A 23,352-nucleotide genomic window follows, 5' to 3' on the forward strand; every position below is an offset into this window, starting at 1 on the left:
TGGAACCCGACTAACGATAGGCTACCCAAACAAATGCGCGCGATCGGCACCGTCAGGCGCGAGACCCCCGCAGAAACTCCACGATCGCCGAGTTCACGACATCCGGCTTCTCCAGATACCCGTAGTGCCCCGCGTCGCCGATCTCCAGGTACAGGCCGCCCGGGATCACGTCGGCGAGTTCGCGGGAGAGGTAGGCGGGGATCATGCGGTCGTCGGCGAACCCGATCGACAGGCAGGGCCGGGTGATGCCCCGGTAGGCCTCGACGCGGTTGAAATCGTCGTCGAGATCGAGCTGTGCGCGCAGGCCCGGCGTGGTCGGCTGCGCGGAGAACTCGAACAGGTCGAGCCAGTCGCGGGCCTGCGCGGGGTCTTTCAGCGAGGCGGGCGAGAGGTTCAGAGCAGCGGTGACGGCGGCGGCGTACTTCGGGGGCACGGTGACCTTGGCGTCGGCCAGGTCCTTCTCCCCCTGCCCGAGCACCTTCTGAAACTCGTCGAGGCGGCCGTGGCCGGCGAGGAACACTGCCTTGTCCACCAGCTCCGGACGACTCAGCGCCAGCTCCTGCGCCACCCGCGCACCCATCGAGGTACCGATCACGATCGCGGGCTTGTCGTCCTCACGCACGCGCTCGATGAGCGCTGCCGTGTCCGCCACCAGATCGGCCATGGTGAAGCCGCCGACGCATTCGTCGGTCGGCGGTATGCCGCGATTGTCGAAGGTGCAGACGCGGTAGCCGGCTGCCGTCAGCGCGGGGACCTGATGGAGCTGCCAGACCCGACCGGGGCTGCCCGTGCCCATGATCATGACCACGAGCGGGCCCGCTCCGGTGATCGAATAGTTCAACCTGATTCCGTTGATGGTGCCGATCGGCATCGCGGTGCGCTCTCCTTCTTCGGGCGGTGCTCAGAGATTGTGGTGTGACTTTGCAGGACAGGCGAGTATTTACATAGGGTTCGGGTACCAGGTAATCACCAGCACACACCGCTCACCGTACGGAGTACCCCATGGTCGCCAAGACATCCGATACCGATATCGCCGACGAGGACATCGAACCTTTGGCCGACGAGACCGCGCGCGACGCCCAGCGCGTCGTCGCCGCCTACGCCGCCGACGCAGACGAGTGCCGCATGTTGCTCTCGATGCTCGGAATCGGTCCCGCCCTCAAGACCGACTAGGTTCGCCCTACCCCTCAGCTAAGGAATTCAGCGTGGCTTCAGCAGGTTCCGATTTCGTCGTTGTCGCCAACAGGTTGCCCGTGGACCTCGACACCGCCCCGGACGGAACACAGCGCTGGAAGCGGAGCCCCGGTGGGCTCGTCACCGCGCTCGAGCCGATTCTGCGCAGCAATCACGGTGCGTGGGTGGGGTGGCCCGGAATTCCCGACGTCGACGTCGATCCGTTCGACGACGAGGGACTCGAGCTCGTTCCTGTCGGATTGTCGGCGCAGGAAGTTGCCGACTACTACGAGGGATTCTCCAACGCCACGCTGTGGCCGCTGTACCACGACGTCATCGTCCGGCCCGTGTACGACCGGACGTGGTGGGAGGCGTACGTCGAGGTCAACCGTCGCTTCGCCGAAGCGACGTCCAAGACCGCCGCGCAGAACGCGACGGTCTGGGTGCAGGACTACCAGCTGCAGCTCGTTCCGAAGATGCTTCGGATGCTGCGACCCGACCTCACCATCGGGTTCTTCCTCCACATTCCGTTTCCTCCGGTCGAGCTGTTCATGCAGATGCCGTGGCGCACGGAGATCGTCGAGGGGTTGTTGGGGGCGGACCTCATCGGCTTCCACCTCCCCGGCGGCGCCCAGAACTTCCTCTACCTCGCCCGTCGACTCGCCGGCCAGCCCACGTCGCGCGGAACCGTCGGCGTTCGCACGAAGCTCGGCGTGGTGCAGGTCGGATTTCGCGACGTGCGTGTGGGCGCGTTCCCGATCTCCATCGACTCCGGGGACCTCGACGGAAAATCGCGCCGCAAGAACGTCCGCGATCGCGCGAACCAGATGCGCGGCGAGCTGGGCAATCCGAAGACGATCATGCTCGGCGTCGACCGTCTCGACTACACCAAGGGCATCGACGTCCGTCTGAACGCGTTCCTCGAACTGTTGACGGAGGGACGCGTCGACCCCGAGGACGTGGTGATGATCCAGATCGCCACCCCCAGCCGCGAACGTGTCGAGAGCTACAAGCACATGCGCGGCGAGATCGAATCGATGGTCGGGCGCATCAACGGCGAGTTCAGTCGCGTCGGCCACTCGGTGGTGCACTACATGCACCGAGGGGTGCCTCGCGACGAGTTGACCGCGTACTACCTGGCCGCCGACGTCATGCTCGTCACTCCCCTGCGCGACGGGATGAACCTGGTCGCCAAGGAGTACGTGGCGACCCGCAGCGATCTGGGCGGAGCATTGGTGCTCAGCGAATTCACCGGCGCCGCAGCCGAATTGCGGCAGGCGTACCTGTGCAACCCGCACGATCTGAACAGCGTCAAGGACGCGATGCTCTCGGCGATCGAACAGGACCGTGAGACGGGTCGACGCTACATGCGCGCGATGCGTCGACAGGTCCTCGCGCACGACGTGGACCGGTGGGCTCGCTCGTTCCTGTCCGCACTGAACCGAACCGGAGACGACGTGCCCAGCCACCTCGTATCCAACCGCGAGATCGGAGAAGCTGGGGAAGAATAGGCGGCGTGGGGGACGCTCGGGTTGTTCAGGTTCATCGGTTGCGGCGGGACATCACCGTCGTGCGGCTCGTCGGCGATTACGTGCCGTTTCACGCCGGCCAATCGGTGTCGGTGACCGTTCCGCAAAGTCCGCGCGTACCGCGCCGATACTCCCCCGCTCTTCCCCCGTCGCTCGACGGCAAGCTCGAGTTTCACGTGCGCGCCGTCCCGGCGGGTTGGGTGAGCGGCTCCATCGTGGCGGAGACCCGAGTGGGCGACGTGTGGCGCATCGACTCCCCCGAGGGCGAGCTGTTCGTCGACGATTCGGGGCGCGACGTGGTGATGATCGCCGGCGGAACGGGACTCGCACCGATGCGCGCGCTGATCCTCGACCTCGCGCGCTGGGAGCGTCCGCCCTCGGTGCACCTGTTCGTCGGCGGACGGTCACCGCGTGACCTCTACGCGGCCGACATGCTGTCGCTGCTGGCCGCGCACGCTCCGTGGCTCACGATCACACCCGTCGTCGACGCTCTCGCGGACCCGCCCTTCGCAGACGAGTGGTTCGCGCAGGCCGACCGGCAACGTCGGGCCGAGGCGCCGTGGTCCGGCTTTCGGGAGGACCAGCTGGTGGTCGGCCGGGTCGGTGACGTCGCGGCGTCGTTCGGGCCGTTCCGGGACCGTCAGGTCCTGGTCTGCGGATCCCCCGGAATGGTCGACGCGACGGTGCGGTCGCTGCGGGCGACGGGGACGCCCGCCGAGGCAATCGCTACCTAGATCCTTGACCGCCTAGATCAGCGGATCGTGCCGAATGTTTTCCGCCGGGGTTCCGCCGGCCAGCAGAGCGTCGACAGTCTTGCCGATCATCGATGGGGATCCGGCGATCTGCACGTCGCGCTCGGCCCACGAACCGAACGACGCGGCGAGCACCCCGACCGGGCTCGGCATGAGCTGACGGGAGAGCACAGCGGCAACGTCGCCGTCGTGCCACCACGGGTCGCTGTCGTGCTCGGACACCGGGACGACGGTGAGCCAGGGATTCGATCGCGCGATATCGGTCATGGTGCGGAAGTCGTACAGATCGCACGGGTAGGTACCGCCCATGAACAGGTGCACCTTCGGGTTGTGCGATCGGGCGGACATTTCCATGATCTGAGCCCGCAGTGGCGCGATCCCGGTGCCCGATCCGATCATGAGCATGTCGCGCCCCCCGGCGCCGTCGATTCCCAATGCCCCGAGAGGTGACCCGACCACCCAGCGCTCCCCGATGCTGGTCTGGCGCACCATCGCCGGGCTGACCCACCCGCCCGACACCCGTCGCACATGGAACTCGATCTGACCGACTTCGTTGGCAGGGATGGCCGGTGACAGGTAGCGCCACATCCGAGGCCGGCTCGGTATCTGGACGCTGAGGTATTGTCCCGCTTCGTATTTCACGGGTTCGTCGAGCTGCAGCCGGATGATCGCGACGTCGCGCAGCACCTCGGACTTTTGGACGACGGTCGCACCCACGGCGGCAGGACCGGTTTCCGCGTTGGCCGCGTTCATCATGGTTCCGGCGACGATCGCAATCGCGTCGCCCCACGCTTCCGCAACGTCGTCGGTCCACATTTCGGTGCCCGCGAAACGCCGCAGAGCCGTCGTCAGAGCTGCGGCCACCGCCGCGTAGTGCGCGTCGACGATTCCGTACTTGCGGTGGTCACGGCCGAGTTGCTCGAGAAAAGGAAGCGTTGCGTGGAGGTCGTCGAGATGATCCACCGCGTACGCGATGGCCGTCACCAGACGTTCGCGCTGGCCCGTCATCGAGGCTGGAAAGAAGTCGCGAATTTCCGGATTGTCGGCGAAAAGAATTGCGTAGAACGACGAGGACAATTTCTCGGGCCCACCGTCCACGGCCGCAACCGATTTGAACGACGTGCGCACGAGGGATATCGCCCGTGAATCCATGTGCGTCCCCTCGTGTCGATAATGCCTGCTCAGCGAATTCTAACGGCAATTATCGACTTCAGGGAGCACAGTTTCATCATCCCGACGTTGCGTGCTTTTAATTCACGGAAAACCGGTAATAAGATTGTTTTACGGCTGACGCTGATTGCGCGGCTTCCACACCACCAGCGCGTTGTTGCGCGGCGCGGGAAGCAGGTCACGCCGATATCCCGCGTGCACCTGCGCGAGCTCGGTCGCCAATTCGGTGGCACGCATCTGCAGCGCCTCCACCTGATTGGTGAGCTCGATGATGCGCTTGATGCCCGCAAGGTTCACGCCCTCGTCCTGCGAGAGGCGTTGCACCTCACGGAGCAGCGCCACGTCGCGCGGCGAATATCGCCGACCGCCGCCCGTGGTGCGGTGCGGCGTCACCAGACCGAGACGGTCGTAGGTGCGCAACGTCTGCGCGTGCATTCCGGCCAGTTCGGCCGCCACCGAGATCACGAAGATACGGGCATCGGGATCCGCGGCAGATTCTCGTGCGTCCACCACTTCCTTCTCCCTTCGCAGGCTCTTCTACGCGCCCGGCCAGCCGGCGCGCGGATCGAATCCGCTGGCCTTCTCGGCTTGCGCATACGTTGTGAGTGCTTCCGTCGCAGCATCATCGAGCTTCGGCGGCACCGCGACCTTCACGGTCACCAGCAGGTCGCCGGTGCCGCTCTTCTTCGGAATTCCGCGTCCCTTGACCCGGAACGTACGCCCGTCGACGGTCCCGCCGGGGACCTTGACGCCGACACGGCCGTCCAGAGTCGGGACCGACAGCGTCGCGCCGAGGACGAGTTCGCTGTACGCCACCGGAACGGTGAGCGTCAGATCGTCGCCGGACCGTCCGAACACCTTGTCGGCGCGCACCTTCACGGTGACCAACAGGTCACCGGCGGGAGCGCCGCGGAGTCCGGCTTCACCGCGCCCGGCCACGCGAACGCGCTGGCCGTCGCTGACACCGGCGGGCACGCGCACCGTCACCGAGCGGGTGCGGTTCTGCACTCCGCTTCCGCGGCAGTCGGGGCACGGGTCGTCGATGATGGATCCGGTTCCACGGCACTCGTCACATGGCTCGCTGAAGCCGAACGCGCCCTGGTTCCGGTTGACGACGCCCGCACCGTTGCACTTGGGACACACCCGAGGGCTGGTTCCCGGCTTGGCACCGCTGCCGTGACACGTGGTGCACGACGACGGGCTCGTAATGCTCAGCGGCACAGCAGTTCCGGTGGCCGCGTCGCGGAAGTCGAGGGTGATCTCCGCCGACAGGTCCTGCCCGCGGCTCGGCCTCGTCGACGCGCCCGTCCGCCCTGTGGTGCCCCCGCGGTTGAACAGTCCACCGAAGAGGTCGCCGAGGCCGGAGTCGCCACCGGCGGTGTAGGAACCGCCGCCTCCGAAGAGGTCACCGAGGTCGAAGCCCTGTGCGCCGCCGCCACCGCCGAAGTTGGACCCTCCGCCGGGTGAGAAGCCGCCGCGACCGAATCCGCCGCTCGAATACAGAGCGCGCGCCTCGTCGTACTCCTTGCGCTTGGCCGGATCGGCAAGCACCGCATGGGCTTCGCTGACGGCCTTGAACTTCTCTTCGGCCTTGCTGTTGTTCGGATTCGCGTCCGGGTGGTTGTCGCGTGCCAGCTTGCGGTACGCCTTCTTGATCTCGTCCGACGATGCGGTGGAGGAGACACCCAGCTCCTTGTAGAAGTCCTTCTCGATCCACTCCCGTTGGCTCACTTGGGTGCCTCCTCCTTTCGCACTGTCTCTGTAATTTCCGACTATGCCTGGTCGGCTGTCGGTTCGCCGTCCGTCACTGCCACCATCGCGGTGCGCAGTACACGGTCGCGCAATTTGTAACCCTTGCGGAACACACTTCCCACGACCGGGTTGTGACCGTCACCGTCGTGCTGCACGGCTTCGTGAACGGCCGGGTCGAAGGCGTCGCCTTCGGCACCGAACGACGCGATGCCCTGCGCGGTGAAGATCGATTCGAGCTTGGCCGCAACGCTTGCCAGCGGACCCGTCTCGAGATCGCCGTGGGCACGCGCCCGGTCGAGATCGTCGAGAACGGCCAGCAATTCGGTCAGAACCGATGCCTTGGCATTCTCGATGTCGGTCTGCTTGTCCCGCGCGACGCGACGCCGATAGTTGGCGTACTCCGCGCTGATCCGCTGCAAATCGAGTGTCCGCTCGGCCAGCTCGTCGCGCTCCGGCTCGGGCTCTTCCACCGTGACGTCGTCGTCCACCGAGCCCGGCTGGGGCGCCGTGGCAGTTCCCGCGAGGGGTTCTTCCACGACGTCCTCGGCCGGTACCTCGCCGGTTACCGGCTCGTGCTCGGTTTCTGCACCACTCACTTCTTGTCCGTGTCGACGGGCTCGTCCACGACCTCGGCGTCCACGACGTCGTCGCTTCCGTCGGTCGGGGCCTCACCGTTGGCCGATCCCTCGGCCGCGGAGGCCTCGTAGATCGCGGTGCCGACAGCCTGGGACTCGGTGCTCAACTTCTCGACCGCGGTCTTGATGGCCGAGATGTCGGTTCCGTCGAGCGCCGTCTTGGCCTCGGAGATCGCCGTCTCGACGCGCTCCTTGAGGTCGGCCGGGATCTTGTCTTCGCTGTCCTTGACGAACTTCTCCGTCTGGTGGACGAGCGACTCGGCCTGGTTGCGGGTCTCGGCTTCCTCGCGGCGGGCCTTGTCCTCTTCGGCGTGCGCCTCCGCGTCCTTGACCATGCGGTCGATCTCTTCCTTGGACAAGCCGGAGCCGTCCTGGATCTTGATCGTGTTTTCCTTGCCGGTGCCCTTGTCCTTGGCCGTGACGTGCACGATGCCGTTGGCGTCGATGTCGAAGGTGACCTCGATCTGCGGCACGCCGCGGGGGGCGGGCGGCAGCTCGGTCAGCTCGAACGATCCGAGGAGCTTGTTGTGCGACGCGATCTCGCGCTCACCCTGGAAGACCTGGATCTGCACGGACGGCTGGTTGTCGTCGGCCGTCGTGAAGGTCTCGGAACGCTTGGTCGGGATGGTGGTGTTGCGCTCGATGAGCTTGGTCATGACGCCACCCTTGGTCTCGATACCGAGGGACAGCGGCGTGACGTCGAGGAGCAGAACGTCCTTGACCTCACCCTTGAGCACACCGGCCTGCAGAGCGGCGCCGACGGCCACGACCTCGTCCGGGTTCACGCCCTTGTTGGGCTCGCGTCCACCGGAGAGCTCCTTGACCAGCTCGGAGACGGCGGGCATGCGGGTCGAGCCACCGACGAGCACGACGTGGTCGATGTCCTTGACGGCGATGCCGGAGTCCTTGACCACCGCCTGGAACGGCGCACGAGTGCGGTCGAGCAGGTCCGAGGTGATCTTCTGGAACTCCGAGCGGGAGAGCTGCTCGTCGAGGAAGAGCGGGTTCTTGTCGCCGTCGACCGTGATGTACGGAAGGTTGATCGACGTGCTCTGGCTGGAGGACAGCTCGATCTTCGCCTTCTCGGCAGCCTCACGCAGACGCTGCAGGGCCATCTTGTCCTTGGTCAGATCGATGCCGTTCTGAGCCTTGAACTTGTCGACGAGCCAGGTCACGATGCGCTCGTCCCAGTCGTCGCCACCGAGGTGGTTGTCACCGGACGTGGCGCGGACCTCGACGACTCCGTCGCCGATCTCGAGGAGGGACACGTCGAACGTGCCGCCACCGAGGTCGAACACAAGGATGGTCTGTTCCTTCTCGCCCTTGTCCAGGCCGTACGCGAGTGCTGCCGCGGTGGGCTCGTTGACGATGCGCAGGACGTTGAGGCCGGCGATCTGGCCGGCTTCCTTCGTCGCCTGACGCTGTGCGTCCTCGAAGTAGGCGGGGACGGTGATGACGGCGTCGGTGATGTCTTCGCCCAGGTACGCCTCGGCGTCGCGCTTGAGCTTCATCAGCGTGCGCGCGCTGATCTCCTGCGAGGTGTACTTCTTGTCGTCGATGGCCACGGTCCAGTCCGTGCCGATGTGGCGCTTGACCGAACGGATGGTGCGATCGACGTTGGTGACGGCCTGGTTCTTTGCCGACTGACCGACGAGGACCTCACCGTTCTTCGCGAACGCGACGATCGACGGGGTTGTGCGTGAGCCCTCGGAGTTGGCGACCACGACCGGCTCGCCGCCCTCGAGGACGGACACGACCGAGTTGGTGGTCCCGAGGTCGATTCCGACCGCACGAGCCATTGTGTTCCTCCTAGATATAACGGGTTCAGGGTCTCCCTGAGCGAACAAGACTCAAGTTTGCTCATGACCGTTGTTCCAGTCAAGTCAAGACTTGAGCCTGCCTCACTCAATGCAGCTGACACGTCCAACGGAGGAGGTTCGCGGTTTGTTCCCGAGCCCCTCTCGCACGATTTCGGCAGGCCGTCCAGCGTTCGGCGGACCCCGCAGCGTCTGCCGAACGCTGGACGGTCTGCCGTACGAGAGGAAGAGTGGCCGGGGTGGACATCGATCAGGTCGCCGACGAGCTCTACAGCGTCGACCTGTCCGAGTTCGTCGCCCTGCGCACCGAGAAGGTGAAGGAGGCGCGCGCCGCGAAGGACCGCCCACTCGCCGCCGCGATCGGCAAACTCCGCAAACCGACCACTGTGGGCTGGGCCGTCAACCTGCTGGCGCACGAGCGGCCTGGTGAGGTGCAGGACCTGCTCGATCTGGGCGAGGCCCTCGTCGAGGCGCAGCGACACTTGTCGGGCGCCGCCCTGAAGACGCTCACCAAGCAGCGCCACGCCGCGGTGCGCGGGCTGGCCGGTGCAGCGAGCGAGCTGGCGTCGGAGCGCGAGGTCTCCATGACCGAGGACATGGTGCGCGAGATCGGGCAGACGCTCAACGCGGCGCTCGCGGATCCCGACGTGGCGGAGCTGGTTCGGCAGGGACGGGTGCTGTCCGCCATCGAGTACAGCGGGTTCGGGCCGGCGTTGTTGGCGTCGGTGCCGGACCCCGAACCCGAGCCGGAACCGGAGCCGGAGCCCGACACGTCGGAGGACGATCGACGCGCCGCACGTGACGCCCTCGACGAGGCGAAAGATGCTCTCGCGCAGGCTCAGTCGACACTGGACGACGCTGCGGAGACTGCGGACTCGATTCGGGAGCGTGTCGACGAACTTCGGACGTCGTTGCGTCGGGCGGAGAAAGAGCTCGACCGCGCCGAGGGGCAACTACGAGAGGCGACGGCTGCGCGGGACGAGGCCGACGAGCAGGTCACGGAAGCGGAGCGGGCGGTACAGGAGCTGCGCTGAAACCTCTCAGTCCCGCCTCCCCAGCACCTCGTACACCCGCCAGACAGGCTGGTCCGCACCGTCGTTCGGCACCTCCAACGCGAGGGTGGCCACTCCCCCGCCGTTGTCCCAGATGGTCGGATACCGCCGGTTCACCGCGTCCGACTCGCCGCGACCGATGTTGGGGACCGTGAGGATGTAGCGGACACCGAACTCGGCGGGGTCGTTGAGAATCTTGGTGAACTCGTTGTCGGACGGTACGACGAACGTGTCCGGGCGGTCGGACGCCGCGACGACCGCGAACCCGTAGACGGTGTCCGTCAGCACCGATCCGCGCGGCAGGTTCTGGCTGTCGAGGTAGGCGGCGAGGGCTCGCTCGGTGGAGAAGGACGCGATCACCGCTCGCGCCGCGGCGCCGTCCGCCGACGTGGGCTCCGGATCGAGCAACCAGCCGAGCGCGTACTGCTGGCTCGACAGGCTCGGTTGGACGAGCGCGACGGCGGTGGCGGGAACGGCGACGATCGAGAGCGCTACCACGGCGACCGCCGCCACCCGTCCGGATCGCGGTGCGTCCGGTCGAACCGTCGTGAATGCCCCCGGTCGTCGGGTCGACACCGTCCCCCGTGCCGGAGCCCATTGAACGAGTGCGATCACCGCGAGGGGGATGGCGCAGATGTAGAAGCGGAGGAATCCGAACGTCGACCCGGACGCGAAGCTGAGTGTCTGGAAGAGCAGAACGCTGCCCAGAAGTGCCGGCGCGACGACGAATTCGAGATCTCGGCGTCGCCAGGACAGGGCCGCGGCGATCGGCAGCGCGATCGGAAGTGCCGGGCCGAGAACGAGAATCGCCGTGAACGCGAACAGGGCGTTGCTCGACGGCGACCCCGAGGACCCGCCCGACTGAGCGAGGATGGCCGCGTTGCCGTAGCTCGAGGACAACTGGGCCAACGCTTCTCCGGTGATGAGCCAGCTCGTCGCCGCCCACACGAGGAAGGCGACCAGGCCCGGGCTGGCGACGAGCACCGCATCGAGGATCGCGCGCCGTTGCATCGTGCGCCACCGGGCGGGCCCGCGTCGCAGCAGCGTCACCACGAAGACGAGCCCGGCTGCTGCGGCGATGGCGGCAACCGCGTCGTATCGCGTGAGGTACCCGAGCGCGAGCGCGACGCCGGCGACGAGCAGATCGTGAACGTCGTCGGTGTGAACCCATCGCAGGAGCCGGCGGACGGCCCAGCAGACGAAGAACAGGAAGACTGCTTCGCTCATGCCGTTGGCGCCGTAGAACACGATCATCGGGTTCACCGCGAACAGCGTTGTCAGAACGGCAGTTCGAGTTCCGGAGCACCCACGGTCGCGACAGATTTCCAGGATCATGACCACCGCACCCGCCATGAAAAGCGCGGAGACGGCGATGCCGGAGATGTTGTACCGCGTGAGCGCGGGCAGCAGCGGCGAGAACGCGACGATGGGCAGCTGAAGAAGAGCAGTCAACGGGGTGAAGATGAAGCCGATGGCCGACACGTGCGGGTCCCGGCTGAACAGAACCGCCTGTGCCGCCGACGTTCTGCTCAGCGCGTCGCCGAGAAGATAGCCGTAGTGCAGGGACAGCGTGAGTCCGACGGCGAAGTATCCGGCGAAGGACGCAGCCCAGACGGTCGATGCGCGAAGCCGAATCATGCTGCGCTGTCGGTCATCTTGTCGTCCGCAGGTGCGGGCGCCGACAACCCGTGGAACGTCTTCTCCCAGTACGACGGGTTACGCAGCAGCTGCCACAGCCCCTTGAGTGCGGCGACGGACATCATGACCCAGTACAGCGGCATCGTCAGACTGGGAATCAACAGCGACGCGTTGTCGCTCTCCCTGCTCGCAACCAGGTACATGTAGATGGTCGCCACGTTGCCGACGATCATCGACACCAACGAGAAGTAGTAGATGTACGGCGGGAACAGTTCCTCGATCAGCGCGGGCTGGCCTAGAATCCATGCGGCCGTGGTGAACCAGAAGATCATGTTGATGCACGCGGTCACGGGGGTGCCTACCAGCAAGAGCGTGAAGCGGTACGTTCCCACCGGCCCCAGCGCGCGCATGGTCCGCACCGGGCGCCGCATGTGCACCAGCCATGTCTGCAGATAGCCCTTGTACCACCGCGATCGCTGCCGGATCCAGTTGATGGGGTCGCTGTTGGCCTCTTCGAGAGTGGTCGAATCCAGCACGGCCGTCGAGTATCCCGACGCGGCGATGCGTACCCCGAGGTCCGCGTCTTCGGTGACGTTGAACCCGTCCCAGGCGCCGACCTTGTCGATGACGTCGCTCCGCAGATGATTCGAGGTGCCGCCCAGGGGAATCGGGGACTTGCTCTTCATCAGCCCGGGCAGCAGGTATCCGAACCACAGCGCGTAGTCCGCGGTGAACCACCCGGTGAGCAGGTTCTGAGAACCGTTGTGGAACGCCAGTTTCGCCTGCACACACGCGACGGTGTCGGGCAGCCGATCGAACGCGACCACGACCCGGCGAAGTTGGAGCGGTTCGGGCATGTCCTCGGCGTCGAAGATGGTGACGATGGTGCCCGTCGCGAAATGCAGTCCGTAGTTGCACGCCTTCGGCTTGGTCCGTGGGTCACCGGCCGGAACCAACACGACCTCGACCACGTCGCTGACCCCGGCGTCGCGCGCCGCGCTGATGGTCACGTCGTCGTCCTCCTCGAGGAGGAGCAGCACCTGCAGTTTGTCGGCCGGATAGTTCAGCCCCGACATCGCGGCGATCAGATCGCCGACCACTTCCGGCTCGTCGTACGCCGGAACGAGAATGGTGTATCTCGGCAGCTGATCGTCGGTGAGCGCCAGGGCGTCCTCGTCGCGGACGGTGACGATCGCGGATGCGTCGAGGCCTCGGGAGAACAGGAGCAATCGGTCGACCATCATGGCCAGGTATCCGGTCGTGCAGATCACGCTGACCGTCACCAGAGTGCCGATCGGTGCCAGCACGGCCGCGCCGACGAGGGCAGCCAGTACGGCGTATCCGACGTACTTCTGCCACGGCACGAAGGCCACCGCTGCGCTGGCCAGGGGGTCTCGGGTCGCCAGACCGTTGATGGCGTCCTCGAGCGCGGCTGCCCGGAACTCGGCCGTCTCGGTGCCGACGCGCGGCGGATCGATCACGAGTCGACCTCGCCGTTCCACTGCGCCGAGACCAGCGCGGTCCCGACGGCGGTGAGCAGGGACAGATCCTTGTAGTCCGGGTCGTAGTTCGACGCGATGTTGTTGCCGCGCAGGAACGTCGAGATGCTCGACCCGAGATTGGACGCCATGGAGGGCGCCAGAACGGGGAACGTGGCGCCGTCGTCGTGATCGTCGACGCTGATGACGGTCACGCGCTGCGTCACGCCGGACAGCTCCCACTCGAAAACGAGCTTGGTCCACGTGAGGAGCAGCTTGTCGTCGACGGACGTGTAGAGCGAGCCCACCACGTCGTGACCCAGCCGAACCGACAGCGGCTCACTGGTCCGTGTATCTGTCAGGCGGTACAGGGTGCTCTCGGGATAGACGACGAGGCTGGCCCGATTGGTGGTGGACAACGAGTCGACGACGACCGTGCGGGGTCGAGATCGGATGTCCCAGTCGGGGTTTCCCTCGTCGGCTCGCAGAACCTGCCGGGTCAGCGTCGAGGACCGGCCGAAGAACGCACGCACCCATGTATAGGTCTCGACCCCGGTGCTCGACCACCCGGACGGAGCCAGGAGCGGTGCGCCGGCGGATCGGTCCGGCCCTACCGGAATTGCCGCCGACGCGGTGGTGGGTAGCGGAAGAAGCAGAAGCACGATCGACGCGACGGCGATGCTCACCTTGGCACTGATGGACCGCTTGGCACTCATCTTGGAGATCGGTCCGGGCAGATAGCGTTTCGGCTGCCCGCGGCGCGAGTACAGGAAGTAGAACACCCCGGTCGCCGACGCGGATCCGACGGCCGAGACCGTCTGCAGAACGGCGATGTGAACCGTCGGCCAGATGGCCAGCATCACCCACAGCACCGTGAAGCCGACTGCCACCGTGGTGAGGAAACCCATCACGCCGCGCCGCCGGGTCCGCCCGACGGCGATCCCTCCCGCCACGCCGGCGAGGAGGACGATCACGCTTCCGTAGGCGAATCGGCCGCCGCCCAGTGCAATGGCGATCATTCGGTAGGTCAAGGGGGTCAGCAGCAACAGCAGAACCCACACCGACCAGAACCGCCCCACGGGACGCAGTCCGAACAGCAGGATCGCCCCGCTCAACGTGAACAACACACCCGCGAGAACGTCGAGATGGAGCAGTGCGTACTGATCGGCGTAACGCGGGAGCCACAGGCCTTCGATCGCGATCGCGACCAGCAAACCCATTCCGCCGCAGATGTTGTCGGTCTGGCGGTCGTGAATCGGGAGTTCGGCGGTGCGTCGACGCGCGACGCCTTGCGCGGCCAACGCCGCCAGCGGTGGGAGGAGGAACACGTAGGCGGTGATCGCGCCGTCGAGTGCTTCCTGCGCCAGCCGGTGCCAGGTGGGAAAGAAGGCGACGACGAGACACACTCCGAGCACGATCCACCGAATTGCGATGGACCGCACCGACTGCACGGCCGGTGCGGGAGTCGGCTGATCGGCGTCGGGCGGGGCGGTGGCCTCGACGGTACTCATTCTCGACGTCCCCGCGAGCGCAACACGATGACACCGGCGGCGATCAGCGCGAGGACGAACAGTCCGACCCCGACGAGCACCAGCGTGCGCACGATCGGCGGCGAGGACTGCGACGAGTCTGCAGGCGCGGCGGTGTCGGCGGGTCCGGCGAGCTCGGCGCTCGACAGCGCGACCGGATCGCCGGTGCCGCTGGCGAACAGCACGTCGCCGGACAGGGCGAACCACCTGCTCGGATCGGCATCCAGCCACCCCAGAGTGCGATCGAGCTGATCGGGGGCGTTGCGTGAGGACGCGACGAGCATCGTCGTCCCCGACTCCTCGCGGACCACCTGCAGCGATCCGTAGGGCATGGCGCCGTCGACGGTGAGCGACGCCGACGGCGCGGATCCCGCGGGCAGGCCGGAGGCCGGTCGGAATGCCTGCCCGCCGACGGTGAAGGTGGTGTCACCGTCCGTGCGAAGCGGCAGGGTGATCGAGTCGGGCACGTCGTCGTCGGCGGCGACCACCACGGCGGACGAATCGCCGTCCACGGCGTCGTCCATGGGCACGACGCGCGGCGCGAGAGCCACCGCGGACAGACGTTGCAGCCCACCGAGAAGCGTGACGGCGCGCGCGGTGTCCGCGAAGTTCTGCTGCCCGAGAGCAACGTCGACCCGCGGCATCAGAGCCTGCGGCAGGGACGCGAACCCGGACGGCGACGGGGTGCCCGACGCCGAGCTGGTCACCGACGAGTCGCCGTCCACGGTCACCGTCGCCGAACCACCGGTGCTGCAACCGTTTTGACCCGTGGAGGTTCGGAGGGTCACAGCGAGATCGGTGACGCGGCTCGCGACCGCGGCGGGGATGTCCACCCACTGGTCGATCCGGCCCGCGTTGTCGACCGGGAGGACGGCGAGGGTCTTCTCTCCGACGCTCACGACGATCGATCCGCCGAGATCGTCGGGAAGCGGGGTGTAGCTACCGAGGAGATGAACGGACATCGATCCGGCGGCGCGGCCCAATCGGGTCTGATCGACGGGCACCGTCGCGGTGACGGAGCCGGATCCGCTTGCGGTGACCGTGCCGACGCCGAGGTCGTCGAGCGTCATCGAATCCGACGACAGCGTGGGCGGCGGGGAGGACGCGCCGGCGGACGCGGCCGTGGATACGGCGAGGGCGGAGAGGCTGCTGGTGATCATGCGCACCTGGTCGTCGAGTGCGCTGCCCGAGCCGCTCACGAACAGCGTCGGGGGCGCCGGTTCGGTGGGGTAGATCAGCTGGGCGCTGCCGTCGGTGTTCGGCTGGACGACGACCGAGCGCTGAAAGGGTCCGTCCACGGGGGCGGACGAGAGCTGACTTTCGGGCAGCAGCCGAACTCGGAGTGGTTGCGCACCATAGCGATCGATGACCGCGGTGGTCAGCGCGACTGCAGCCGAGCTCTGATCGGCGTCCGGCTGGTCCGGAACGTAGACGGTGAGTTGGCTGAGCACCGGCGGAAGAAACTCGGAGATGTCGGCGGGAATCGCAGGCTGCCCGGCGAAGCCGACCGACGCGTCGACGATGCGGACCGTCGAGTCGTCGGGCGTGGCGAGACAGTAACCGTCGACGGGGACCAGGACTGTCGAGATGTCCACAGCCAGTGCGTTGTCGGCAACCGCGAGCCCGGACAGCGGAGCGGAGAAGGGAACCGTCGTGACGCCCTCGGGCAGGTCGACACGCGCCACGGATCGCCCCTGCGACGAGACGTCGAGCCATCCTCGGCCGAGACCCACCGGGACGAGGGCCGTGGCGAACAGCGTCTGCGGGGTCGTCCCCGGAGTGACGGGAACGGTCATCTGCGTACGTCCGCCGGTTCCGCTCAGACTCAGGGTGTTGCCGATGCCCATCGCCGACAGCGTCAGCTCGACGGGAGCAGCCTCCTCGTCCTGCGCACTCGCTGTCGGTGCCGTCAACGTCGAGGACGCCAGGACGACGAGAGCGGAAATGGCAAAAAGGCGGATGCGCCGGTTCATCACGGAGCTTTCTGTCGTTCGAGCCGAATCGGTACGGGCGTTCATTTTCGCAGAGTATGACGCGTACCGAGTGTGTCACGCACGCCGCGAGATCGATTCGGAAACTATTGGCTCGCAATACAATCCGATTGATCGAAGATCGTCGAGAAAGCCGACGCACGCGACTGCGAAATGGACGAAAAACGGTTCATCGGCCTGATTCGACGGGCCCGCGAGCGACTACGCTCGACAGCGTGCGTATTTCGTTCAGGATGTTCCGCGGCGCGGCGGCACTGGTGCTCGTGGCGAGCGCCGCGGTGGGAATTCCCGCCTCCGCGGCGCCCCAGCCCGGTGCGCGGGTGAGCGCGTCCGCGTCGGGATTCGCCCTGGACGGACAGCCCTGGTGGCCCACCGGCTTCAATGCCTACCAGCTGGCGACGGACTGGTCGATCAACCGCGGCTGCGGAGCGATGGTCGATCTCGACACCTACTTCTCCGCTCTCCCACCGCATTCGATCACGCGCTTCGACGCGTTCCGCTCGCTGGCAACCAACAAGTTCACGGGCCAGCTCGACTTCCGGCCCATGGACGCCGTCTTCGCCGCGGCCGAGGCGCACGATCAGATGGTCGTTCCCGTTCTGGCACCGCAGGACGGGGCGTGCGAGGACGACGTGTTCAAGGACCGACAGTGGTACGTCGACGGGTGGACGCAGCCGTCGACCGGGTCGCCCATCGCATTCGACGACTGGGTCGCGACGGCGGCCGACCGCTGGAAGAGCTCCCCGGCGTTGGCGGCGTGGGAACTGGTGGGCGAGCCGGAGACGAGCACCTGCACCGACGCGGCGTGCAACTGGTACGCCCGGACCTGTACGAGTGATGCGGCGCAGGTTCTTCGCACGTTCTTCGACGACGCCGGTGCGCTGCTGCGCAGTCACGACCCCCGCACTGCGATCACGGCGGGCCTCACGGGCGGCGGTCAGTGCGGAACACAGGGCGACGAATACGGGTTCGTGGGCGCATCACCGTTCGTCGACATCCTGCAGTACCACGACTACGGCGCGGACGGGGTGCCGCTGCCGGGAGATCAGTGGAACGGGCTGGCGCGCCGGATCGACCAGGCGAGTTCGCTGGGCAAGCCGCTGCTGGTCGGTGAGATCGGTGAGCTGGCCGGATCGTGTGGCGACACCGGGGACCGGGCGGCACACATCGGCTACAAGATCGACGGTCAGCGGGCGGCCGGTACGGCGGGGGCCCTGTTGTGGGCGTTCGTGCCGGACCCACGCCCGACGCAGTGCACCTACGACATCGGGTACGACGACCCGCTGTGGGGCACGCTCGGCCCGTGAGAAACGACAACGGCCCCGCTCACCGAAGTGAACGGGGCCGCCGCCTACGGGCAGATCAGCAGTTGCCGCGAGACGGCTTGTTGGTCAGCTGATCGAAGAACCACTTGTTGGCTGCCGGCAACCCGAGGAAGTCGGGCAGCAGGTGGCCGAGTGCGAGGCCCGGGAAGATCGCCGGGTACACCTGGCGGTTGAGGGTCACGTTCGCACCCTTGGCGCACCAGTCACCGGCCAGCTCGACGGCCTGTCCGTGGGGGACGATGTCGTCGGACGTTCCCGAGTCGATGTAGACCGGCGAGTTCGGGGTCCGGTTACCAATCTTGTTCTTGGCCAGAATTTCCTGAGCCTTGGGGATGTCACCCAAGGTCTGGGTCAGCGATCGGCCGTCCTTCAGGTACTCGTTCGTGCGGTGGAAGCCGACGCTGAGTGCAGTCTCGACGATGCACTGCTTCGAGACGGCGTTGAGCATCGCCTTGCCGCGGTCGTTCGTGTACTGGTCGATGATCGGACCGATCTCGGGATCGGAATCGCGCAGGCCGTTCAGGGTGTAGCCGATGACACCGAAGAGGATGGTGCCGTCGACCTGGGCCAGCGTGGCCCCGAGGTCGGCCGGAGGTGCTCCGGCGTAGGTGCCCTTGATGGGCAGCTCAGGGGCGTACTCGGGGGCGAGTTCCGCAGCTGCGGCCACCGCGCCGCCGCCCTGCGAGAAGCCCCACATGCCGACCGGCGACGTCGGCGAGATCTTGGTGCCGCGCAGGTTCTTTGCCGCACGCACCGAGTCGAGAACCGCGTGCGCTTCCGCCGCACGGTTGACGTAGGTGTGGTTACCGGGGGTGCCGAGTCCCTGGTAGTCGGTGATGACGACGCCGACGCCCTGGGCGAGCAAGGTGTAGATCTGGATGATTTCGTACTCGACCATCACACCGAAGGGCGGTGTGTAGGAGATGAGGTTGTTCAGCAGCTTGGACGCGGCGCAGTTGTCGCCCTGCCCGTAGGTTCCGGGTGCGAAGGCCACGACCGGGCGCTCGCCGGGACCGGTCCACGCGGCCGACGGGTCGATGTACGTACCGGTCACGGCAACGGGCTGGTCGTTCGAATCCTCCGACCGGTACATCAGGCGGGTTGCGCTGCCGGGCAGCGGCCCACCGATGCCGGGCACCGAGATGGCGAGGTTGGACGCGCCCGTGTTGATGAGGTCGCCGTTCTCTCCTGCCGGCAACGGCGAGGGCGGGGTATAGAAATCCGCCGCGTTCGCGGAGGGTGCGATCACCGTCGACACCGCCGCGACGAGCACCATGAGTGCTCCGGAGATTCTTGTTCTACGCACGTCGTGCACCTGTCTGTTCAACCTGAGAGGAGTCTGAGTGCGCTCACTGTACGACGACGAATGTCCTGCACCACAACTCCAGGATCAACGAGTTAACAAGTAACAAAACGTCATTCGGCGCGTTGTGAACTGAACCAAGCGGTTGGTTGTGGCCGTTCGATAAGCTCCGACAGTGACAGATCACAAGCCTCCGCACCGGCCACGACCGGAACGCCCTCGAGTTCGCGTCGATCCGCTGCGTGAGCCCGTGAGCGACGACAGACCGCGCGCGGTGGACCTGGCGACGATCGTCTGGGCGGCGGTTCTGGTCGCGCTCGCCGCGACTGCGGCGTTGGTGTGGGTGAACCAGAGCGATATCCGTGCCGCACTGCGCGACTCCCTGACTGCGGACAGCCCCGACACCAGCGCCGACGACATTGCGTCGACGGTGGACATCACCATGATCGCGTCCGGAGTGGTGGCCCTGCTCGTCCTTCTTCTCGCACTGATGGGGATCATGCAGATCCGCGGGCGCAACTCGACGGGTCGCACGGTATTGACTGTCATGGCGATCGTGACTGCAGCCGGGTCACTGGTGTTCTGGTACACCGTGAAGGACGCGCTGTCGGGAGCGACGACGATCCTGCCGTTCGTCGTTGCCGTCCTGGCGATCGTCGCAACCGTGCCCCTGTTCACCGGGCCGGTCGGTCAGTGGCTCAGCGGCCACGGATCGCTACGCCGAATGTAGTTCCGCGAGAATGCCTTCGGCACTGCGCGCCGCGATCGAACACGCCCGCGAGGTGAACTGGTCCAGGAGTGGATGACCGGATTTTGCCCGCCACTGCCGAACCGCGTCGAACGCGGCCTTGCGGTGCAGCTCGAGTCCGTCGTCCGGGGCGAGACCCAGCCGCGTCGATGCATCGATCCCGTACGCCCCGATGATTCTGGACAACTCCGCCAGCGATTCCTCCGGCAGATGCACGGTGCGGGCTCGAAGCTGACCCAGGAGACGCAGTTCCCGAAAACCGTGGACGTCGCCCAACATCCGGCTCGCCTCCGCGCGGATCTCCGACGTCGATGCCCTCGGCTCCTCCACCAGAACCCGCTCGAGCGCCACCAGCGCGGAGTGCGTTTTGAGCTGGTCGGTTCGCTGCCCGAACTGCACGTCGATGACCTGACGCAGCTCACCGAGGCCGCTCCGCTCGACGAGTTCCGCGGCCAGGCTCGGTGAGTCGCGGGTGCCGAGCCGTATCAGCGTGACGGCCATGCGAATCCCGAACAGCCCGAACCGATCCGCGAGGGCGGCTCGCGTCGCGGGGTCGACCGGCAGGTCGACGTCCGGCCGTGAGAATCGATCCGCCGACAGCATCGCCAGCTGAAGATCCTCCGGCGGTGTCGACGCCAGCGCGACGAAGGCCGAGAATTCGCTCTGCTTGAGGGTGCGCGCACCGAGCGCCAGCAACCCGGCGACCGGAACCACCGCCTGGCACAGTCCCGTTCGCTCCAGTTCGACGGAGAACCGGGCCGCGACCTCCTTGGCCGACATCATCGCGTCCATTCGGCCCGCGCCCACCTCGTCGGCTCTCGACACGACACCGATGACGCCGAGCGGACCGGTGTCTCCGCCCACGCTGTCGTTGATACGGCCGAGGAAGGCCGTGTCCGTCGCGTTCAGGGTGCGCATCAAATACACCACGGCGTCGGCACCGGACGTCGAGTCCTCCGGGGTCAGCATGTCGAACGTTCGGGCCGACACGTCGCGAGTGAGCGACGACGTTCCGGGAGTGTCGATGATGGTGGTGGACTGCAGGGTTCGAGCCGGCCACTCCACGTCCAGCCGGTCCACGCGCGACGCCGTCAGGTCACCGAAGTCGAACGTCAATCGTCCTTCGCGGCGGATCACCGGTATCTCCATGGTGCGGTCGCCGTCGTACCAGGCCGTCACCGAGGGAGTCGCGCCGCGGCGATACCAGGTGACGACGCGGGTGCATTCGGTCGCATCGGTAGGCGCGATGTCCTGTCCCACAATCGCATTGAGCAAAGTCGACTTGCCCGCCTTCAGCGACCCGGCGAGGGCGACACGCAGCGGCTCGTCCAACCGCGCCGAACATTCGGCCAACTGCTCGCGCGCGTGCGGAACATCGGCGTACTCGCGGCGGGCGGCGTCGATGAGCACCCGCGCACGGTCCAGAGCGACGGTCATTTCGCCGCTTCCAACGCCGAGCCACCCGCTCGTTCCGGCTCCACTGCGCTACCTGCTCGTTCCGCAGGCTCCACTTCGAGCGGATCGAGCTTGTCGGCTATCGACCGCATTGTGGCCACCGCCTGTAGTTCCTTCTCCAACTGGGTCGTTCGCGCGGCACGCTCGCTGTTCGCGATGCTCGCCGCCTCCTGCGCCGCACGCAGCGAGTCGTTGATGGAGCGCACCGTCTGATCGGCGATCTGCGCGAAGTGATCGCGCAGCGCGCGCTGAACCAGCCGGAGGCGATCCTTCGATTCCTTGCCGACCTGGAAGCTGACATCGTCGGTGAACTTGCGGATGGCGACCTTCGCGTCACCGCGGCGCTTGAGGATCCGCTGCTCCTTGTCGTCCTTGTACGCCTTGGAGCCCAACAGAACTCCCGCCCCGATGGAGATCGGGTTGATCAGCGCAAGCCCGACGAACGTGGTGAGGAGACCGAACATCAGCACACCGCCGTACGACCCCCGCATACCGACCAGCACCTTGGACGCGATGCCCATCCGGCCGGATTCGAGATCGGCGAGCGAGGTGACGGGGTCCATGATGCCGTCCATGCCGGCGATGTCGAAGTCGGGAAGCGAGGCCTGCGCGGCGTCGGCGAAATGCTCGGCCACCCGCTCGGCCAACCACATCGACCGCTCGTGCGCCCACACGAAGTTGTCGCCGACAGCCGTGGCGATCTGTTCCTCGAGCCATTCGCCGATGGCCGGCCAGTCCTTGCCCGGATCACCCTCGTCGACGGCTTGCTCGGCCTCACGAGTGACCTGCCGCAGCCGATCTCGCAGGTCGTGGTCGATGTCGGCCGCGAGGTCCGTGATGCCGTCGCCGAGAGTTTGCTGCCACAGCGCCGAGCGTTGCTGCAGGGCTTCCGCCGACGCCTTCGCGCTCTGAAGTCCGGACACGGCCGCGGCCGCGGTTTCCGGATCGCGCAGCGCCGCGAGTTCGCTTCCGAGGGCGAGAGCAAGGTGCTCGGACACCGACCTGATGTCCAGCGCAACAGCTTTGCGCGTCGTCACGTTCGCGCGGGCGACGACCCGCTCCCGCAGGAAGTCGTACAACTGCGGAAAACCGGCCTCGACGTTCAGCGAATCGTCGTTGAGCCGCAGAGCATGCGAGCGCAGCATCGACGAGATGGGAAGCATGGTCACGTCGATGTTCTCGCGACGCAGATGCTCCTTGTTCGCCTCGACGATGGCGCGCCAGTGCGGATACAGGTCGATCTTGGTCATCAACACCGCGACCGTCGGGCACAACGTCATCGCCTGACGCAGGAACGCCACCTCCGGTTCGGTGAACTCCTGTGAGGAGTCGGAGACGACGAACACCGCGTCGGCGGAGGTGATGAGACCCAAAGTGCTTGCGGCGTGCGGATTCCCGTGGCCACCGACACCCGGGGTGTCGACCACCACCAAACCGTCGGCGAGCAGGGGGCTGGGAACGTGCACCTCGAGTCGCAGGACGTCGCGGCCCTGAGCGAGCGGGGAGGACGGCGTGATCGACGTCAGCTGATCCAGCGGAACGGGCACACGCACGGGGTCGGAGCCCGGTTCCGCCAGAACGAGTTCGGCCGACGACTCCTCGGCGTTCTGCACCACGGTGGGCACTGCCGTCGTCTCGTCGTCTCCGACCGAGCAGACCTCGAGGTTGAGAAGCGAATTGACGAACTGACTCTTGCCCTGCTTGAGCGGACCCACGACCACGATGCGCACGCGTGGATCGAGAACGCGTTCACGGGCATGGGTCAGGCGTTCCACGAGGTCGCGGCGATCGGCTTCCGCAGCGATGTCACGCATGCGACCGAGAAGATCGCCGAGCTGACCGGCCTGTACGTTGTCCGACCGGCCTCCGGCCTTCCCGCTCGAGGCTGCCGCTTTTTCGATCGCGTTGTTCTGCATGTGGTGCTCCGACCCGGTGTGCGACATCTGCTTGTGAGAACTAACAGTTCAGGAGTCAACAGTAAAGCCTCGACCCCGTACTTTTTAAG

General features: G+C 66.6%; 19 protein-coding genes. 6 read left to right on the forward strand and 13 right to left on the reverse strand.

Annotation, left to right across the window (positions count from 1 at the left end):
• Positions 1–52 precede the first annotated feature (52 nt).
• Positions 53–871 (reverse strand): alpha/beta fold hydrolase, encoded by an 819-nt coding sequence (locus AC59JP_RS10270; protein WP_497325636.1) that lies wholly within the window; start codon positions 869–871, stop codon positions 53–55.
• 131 nt (positions 872–1,002) lie between these two features.
• Between AC59JP_RS10270 and AC59JP_RS10275 the strand changes: the two genes are divergently transcribed.
• From AC59JP_RS10275 to AC59JP_RS10285, 3 genes are read left to right on the forward strand one after another with little or no spacing between them, the layout of a single operon-like run.
• Entirely contained in the window at positions 1,003–1,173 is a 171-nt protein-coding gene (locus AC59JP_RS10275) for a hypothetical protein (RefSeq protein WP_497325637.1), read from the forward strand.
• 32 nt (positions 1,174–1,205) lie between these two features.
• Positions 1,206–2,684: an alpha,alpha-trehalose-phosphate synthase (UDP-forming) gene (locus AC59JP_RS10280; RefSeq protein WP_497325638.1), complete on the forward strand. Its 1,479-nt coding sequence runs from the start codon at positions 1,206–1,208 to the stop codon at positions 2,682–2,684.
• Between the two features lie 5 nt (positions 2,685–2,689).
• Positions 2,690–3,436 (forward strand): FAD-binding oxidoreductase, encoded by a 747-nt coding sequence (locus AC59JP_RS10285; protein WP_497325639.1) that lies wholly within the window; start codon positions 2,690–2,692, stop codon positions 3,434–3,436.
• A gap of 12 nt (positions 3,437–3,448) precedes the next feature.
• Here AC59JP_RS10285 and AC59JP_RS10290 read toward each other — a convergent pair whose 3' ends face one another.
• The 5 genes from AC59JP_RS10290 to dnaK form a co-directional block, all read right to left on the reverse strand.
• A complete protein-coding gene (locus AC59JP_RS10290; protein WP_497325640.1) occupies positions 3,449–4,606 on the reverse strand; it encodes an FAD-binding oxidoreductase in 1,158 nt (385 codons plus the stop codon).
• Positions 4,607–4,735: 129 nt separating this feature from the next.
• Positions 4,736–5,137 carry a heat shock protein transcriptional repressor HspR gene (locus AC59JP_RS10295; protein WP_497325641.1) on the reverse strand — a complete coding sequence of 134 codons (402 nt, stop codon included), beginning with the start codon at positions 5,135–5,137 and terminating at the stop codon, positions 4,736–4,738.
• Between the two features lie 24 nt (positions 5,138–5,161).
• Entirely contained in the window at positions 5,162–6,355 is a 1,194-nt protein-coding gene (gene dnaJ / locus AC59JP_RS10300) for a molecular chaperone DnaJ (protein WP_497325642.1), read from the reverse strand.
• A gap of 41 nt (positions 6,356–6,396) precedes the next feature.
• Positions 6,397–6,972: a nucleotide exchange factor GrpE gene (grpE, locus tag AC59JP_RS10305; RefSeq protein ID WP_497325643.1), complete on the reverse strand. Its 576-nt coding sequence runs from the start codon at positions 6,970–6,972 to the stop codon at positions 6,397–6,399.
• A complete protein-coding gene (gene dnaK / locus AC59JP_RS10310) occupies positions 6,969–8,810 on the reverse strand; it encodes a molecular chaperone DnaK (protein WP_497325644.1) in 1,842 nt (613 codons plus the stop codon). The genes grpE and dnaK overlap by 4 nt, the downstream gene beginning before the upstream one ends.
• A 257-nt stretch (positions 8,811–9,067) precedes the next feature.
• Here dnaK and AC59JP_RS10315 point away from each other — a divergent pair, with 257 nt between their 5' ends.
• Positions 9,068–9,862: a hypothetical protein gene (locus AC59JP_RS10315; protein ID WP_497325645.1), complete on the forward strand. Its 795-nt coding sequence runs from the start codon at positions 9,068–9,070 to the stop codon at positions 9,860–9,862.
• A 6-nt stretch (positions 9,863–9,868) separates the two neighbouring features.
• On the opposite strand, the gene AC59JP_RS10320 is transcribed toward AC59JP_RS10315, so the two are convergent.
• From AC59JP_RS10320 to AC59JP_RS10335, 4 genes are read right to left on the reverse strand one after another with little or no spacing between them, the layout of a single operon-like run.
• Positions 9,869–11,518, reverse strand: a complete 1,650-nt coding sequence (locus AC59JP_RS10320) for an ArnT family glycosyltransferase (RefSeq protein ID WP_497325646.1) — start codon at positions 11,516–11,518, stop codon at positions 9,869–9,871.
• Positions 11,515–12,996: a glycosyltransferase gene (locus AC59JP_RS10325; RefSeq protein ID WP_497325753.1), complete on the reverse strand. Its 1,482-nt coding sequence runs from the start codon at positions 12,994–12,996 to the stop codon at positions 11,515–11,517. Before AC59JP_RS10325 ends, AC59JP_RS10320 begins: the two co-directional genes overlap by 4 nt.
• Positions 12,996–14,507, reverse strand: coding sequence for a hypothetical protein (locus AC59JP_RS10330; RefSeq protein WP_497325647.1), 1,512 nt, complete (start codon positions 14,505–14,507; stop codon positions 12,996–12,998). Before AC59JP_RS10330 ends, AC59JP_RS10325 begins: the two co-directional genes overlap by 1 nt.
• Complete coding sequence (locus AC59JP_RS10335) at positions 14,504–16,543, reverse strand: hypothetical protein (RefSeq protein ID WP_497325648.1); 2,040 nt, start codon at positions 16,541–16,543, stop codon at positions 14,504–14,506. Before AC59JP_RS10335 ends, AC59JP_RS10330 begins: the two co-directional genes overlap by 4 nt.
• A 206-nt stretch (positions 16,544–16,749) precedes the next feature.
• On the opposite strand from AC59JP_RS10335, the gene AC59JP_RS10340 reads away from it, so the two are divergent.
• On the forward strand, positions 16,750–17,823 hold the full coding sequence (locus AC59JP_RS10340; protein ID WP_497325754.1) for a beta-mannosidase: 1,074 nt from the start codon (positions 16,750–16,752) through the stop codon (positions 17,821–17,823).
• Positions 17,824–17,878: 55 nt separating this feature from the next.
• On the opposite strand, the gene AC59JP_RS10345 is transcribed toward AC59JP_RS10340, so the two are convergent.
• On the reverse strand, positions 17,879–19,117 hold the full coding sequence (locus AC59JP_RS10345) for a lipase family protein (protein ID WP_497325755.1): 1,239 nt from the start codon (positions 19,115–19,117) through the stop codon (positions 17,879–17,881).
• Between the two features lie 277 nt (positions 19,118–19,394).
• Here AC59JP_RS10345 and AC59JP_RS10350 point away from each other — a divergent pair, with 277 nt between their 5' ends.
• Positions 19,395–19,874: a hypothetical protein gene (locus AC59JP_RS10350; RefSeq protein ID WP_497325649.1), complete on the forward strand. Its 480-nt coding sequence runs from the start codon at positions 19,395–19,397 to the stop codon at positions 19,872–19,874.
• Here AC59JP_RS10350 and AC59JP_RS10355 read toward each other — a convergent pair.
• A complete protein-coding gene (locus AC59JP_RS10355) occupies positions 19,860–21,329 on the reverse strand; it encodes a dynamin family protein (RefSeq protein ID WP_497325650.1) in 1,470 nt (489 codons plus the stop codon). The two genes, AC59JP_RS10350 and AC59JP_RS10355, sit on opposite strands and share 15 nt — an antisense overlap.
• Positions 21,326–23,263 carry a dynamin family protein gene (locus AC59JP_RS10360; protein ID WP_497325651.1) on the reverse strand — a complete coding sequence of 646 codons (1,938 nt, stop codon included), beginning with the start codon at positions 23,261–23,263 and terminating at the stop codon, positions 21,326–21,328. The genes AC59JP_RS10355 and AC59JP_RS10360 overlap by 4 nt, the downstream gene beginning before the upstream one ends.
• Positions 23,264–23,352: the final 89 nt, after the last annotated feature.

The sequence above is a fragment of the Rhodococcus sp. 320_ES genome, assembly GCF_059691855.1.

Bases quoted from the DNA above. Each gene is read 5' to 3' on its own strand.
- AC59JP_RS10270 (WP_497325636.1), bottom strand. From the start codon at position 871: ATGCCGATCGGCACCATCAACGGAATCAGGTTGAACTATTCGATCACC.
- AC59JP_RS10360 (WP_497325651.1), bottom strand. From the start codon at position 23,263: ATGCAGAACAACGCGATCGAAAAAGCGGCAGCCTCGAGCGGGAAGGCC.
- AC59JP_RS10355 (WP_497325650.1), bottom strand. From the start codon at position 21,329: ATGACCGTCGCTCTGGACCGTGCGCGGGTGCTCATCGACGCCGCCCGC.
- AC59JP_RS10340 (WP_497325754.1), top strand. From the start codon at position 16,750: ATGTTCCGCGGCGCGGCGGCACTGGTGCTCGTGGCGAGCGCCGCGGTG.
- AC59JP_RS10320 (WP_497325646.1), bottom strand. From the start codon at position 11,518: ATGATTCGGCTTCGCGCATCGACCGTCTGGGCTGCGTCCTTCGCCGGA.
- AC59JP_RS10345 (WP_497325755.1), bottom strand. From the start codon at position 19,117: ATGGTGCTCGTCGCGGCGGTGTCGACGGTGATCGCACCCTCCGCGAAC.
- dnaK (WP_497325644.1), bottom strand. From the start codon at position 8,810: ATGGCTCGTGCGGTCGGAATCGACCTCGGGACCACCAACTCGGTCGTG.
- AC59JP_RS10330 (WP_497325647.1), bottom strand. From the start codon at position 14,507: ATGAGTACCGTCGAGGCCACCGCCCCGCCCGACGCCGATCAGCCGACT.
- AC59JP_RS10290 (WP_497325640.1), bottom strand. From the start codon at position 4,606: ATGGATTCACGGGCGATATCCCTCGTGCGCACGTCGTTCAAATCGGTT.
- AC59JP_RS10335 (WP_497325648.1), bottom strand. From the start codon at position 16,543: ATGAACGCCCGTACCGATTCGGCTCGAACGACAGAAAGCTCCGTGATG.
- AC59JP_RS10275 (WP_497325637.1), top strand. From the start codon at position 1,003: ATGGTCGCCAAGACATCCGATACCGATATCGCCGACGAGGACATCGAA.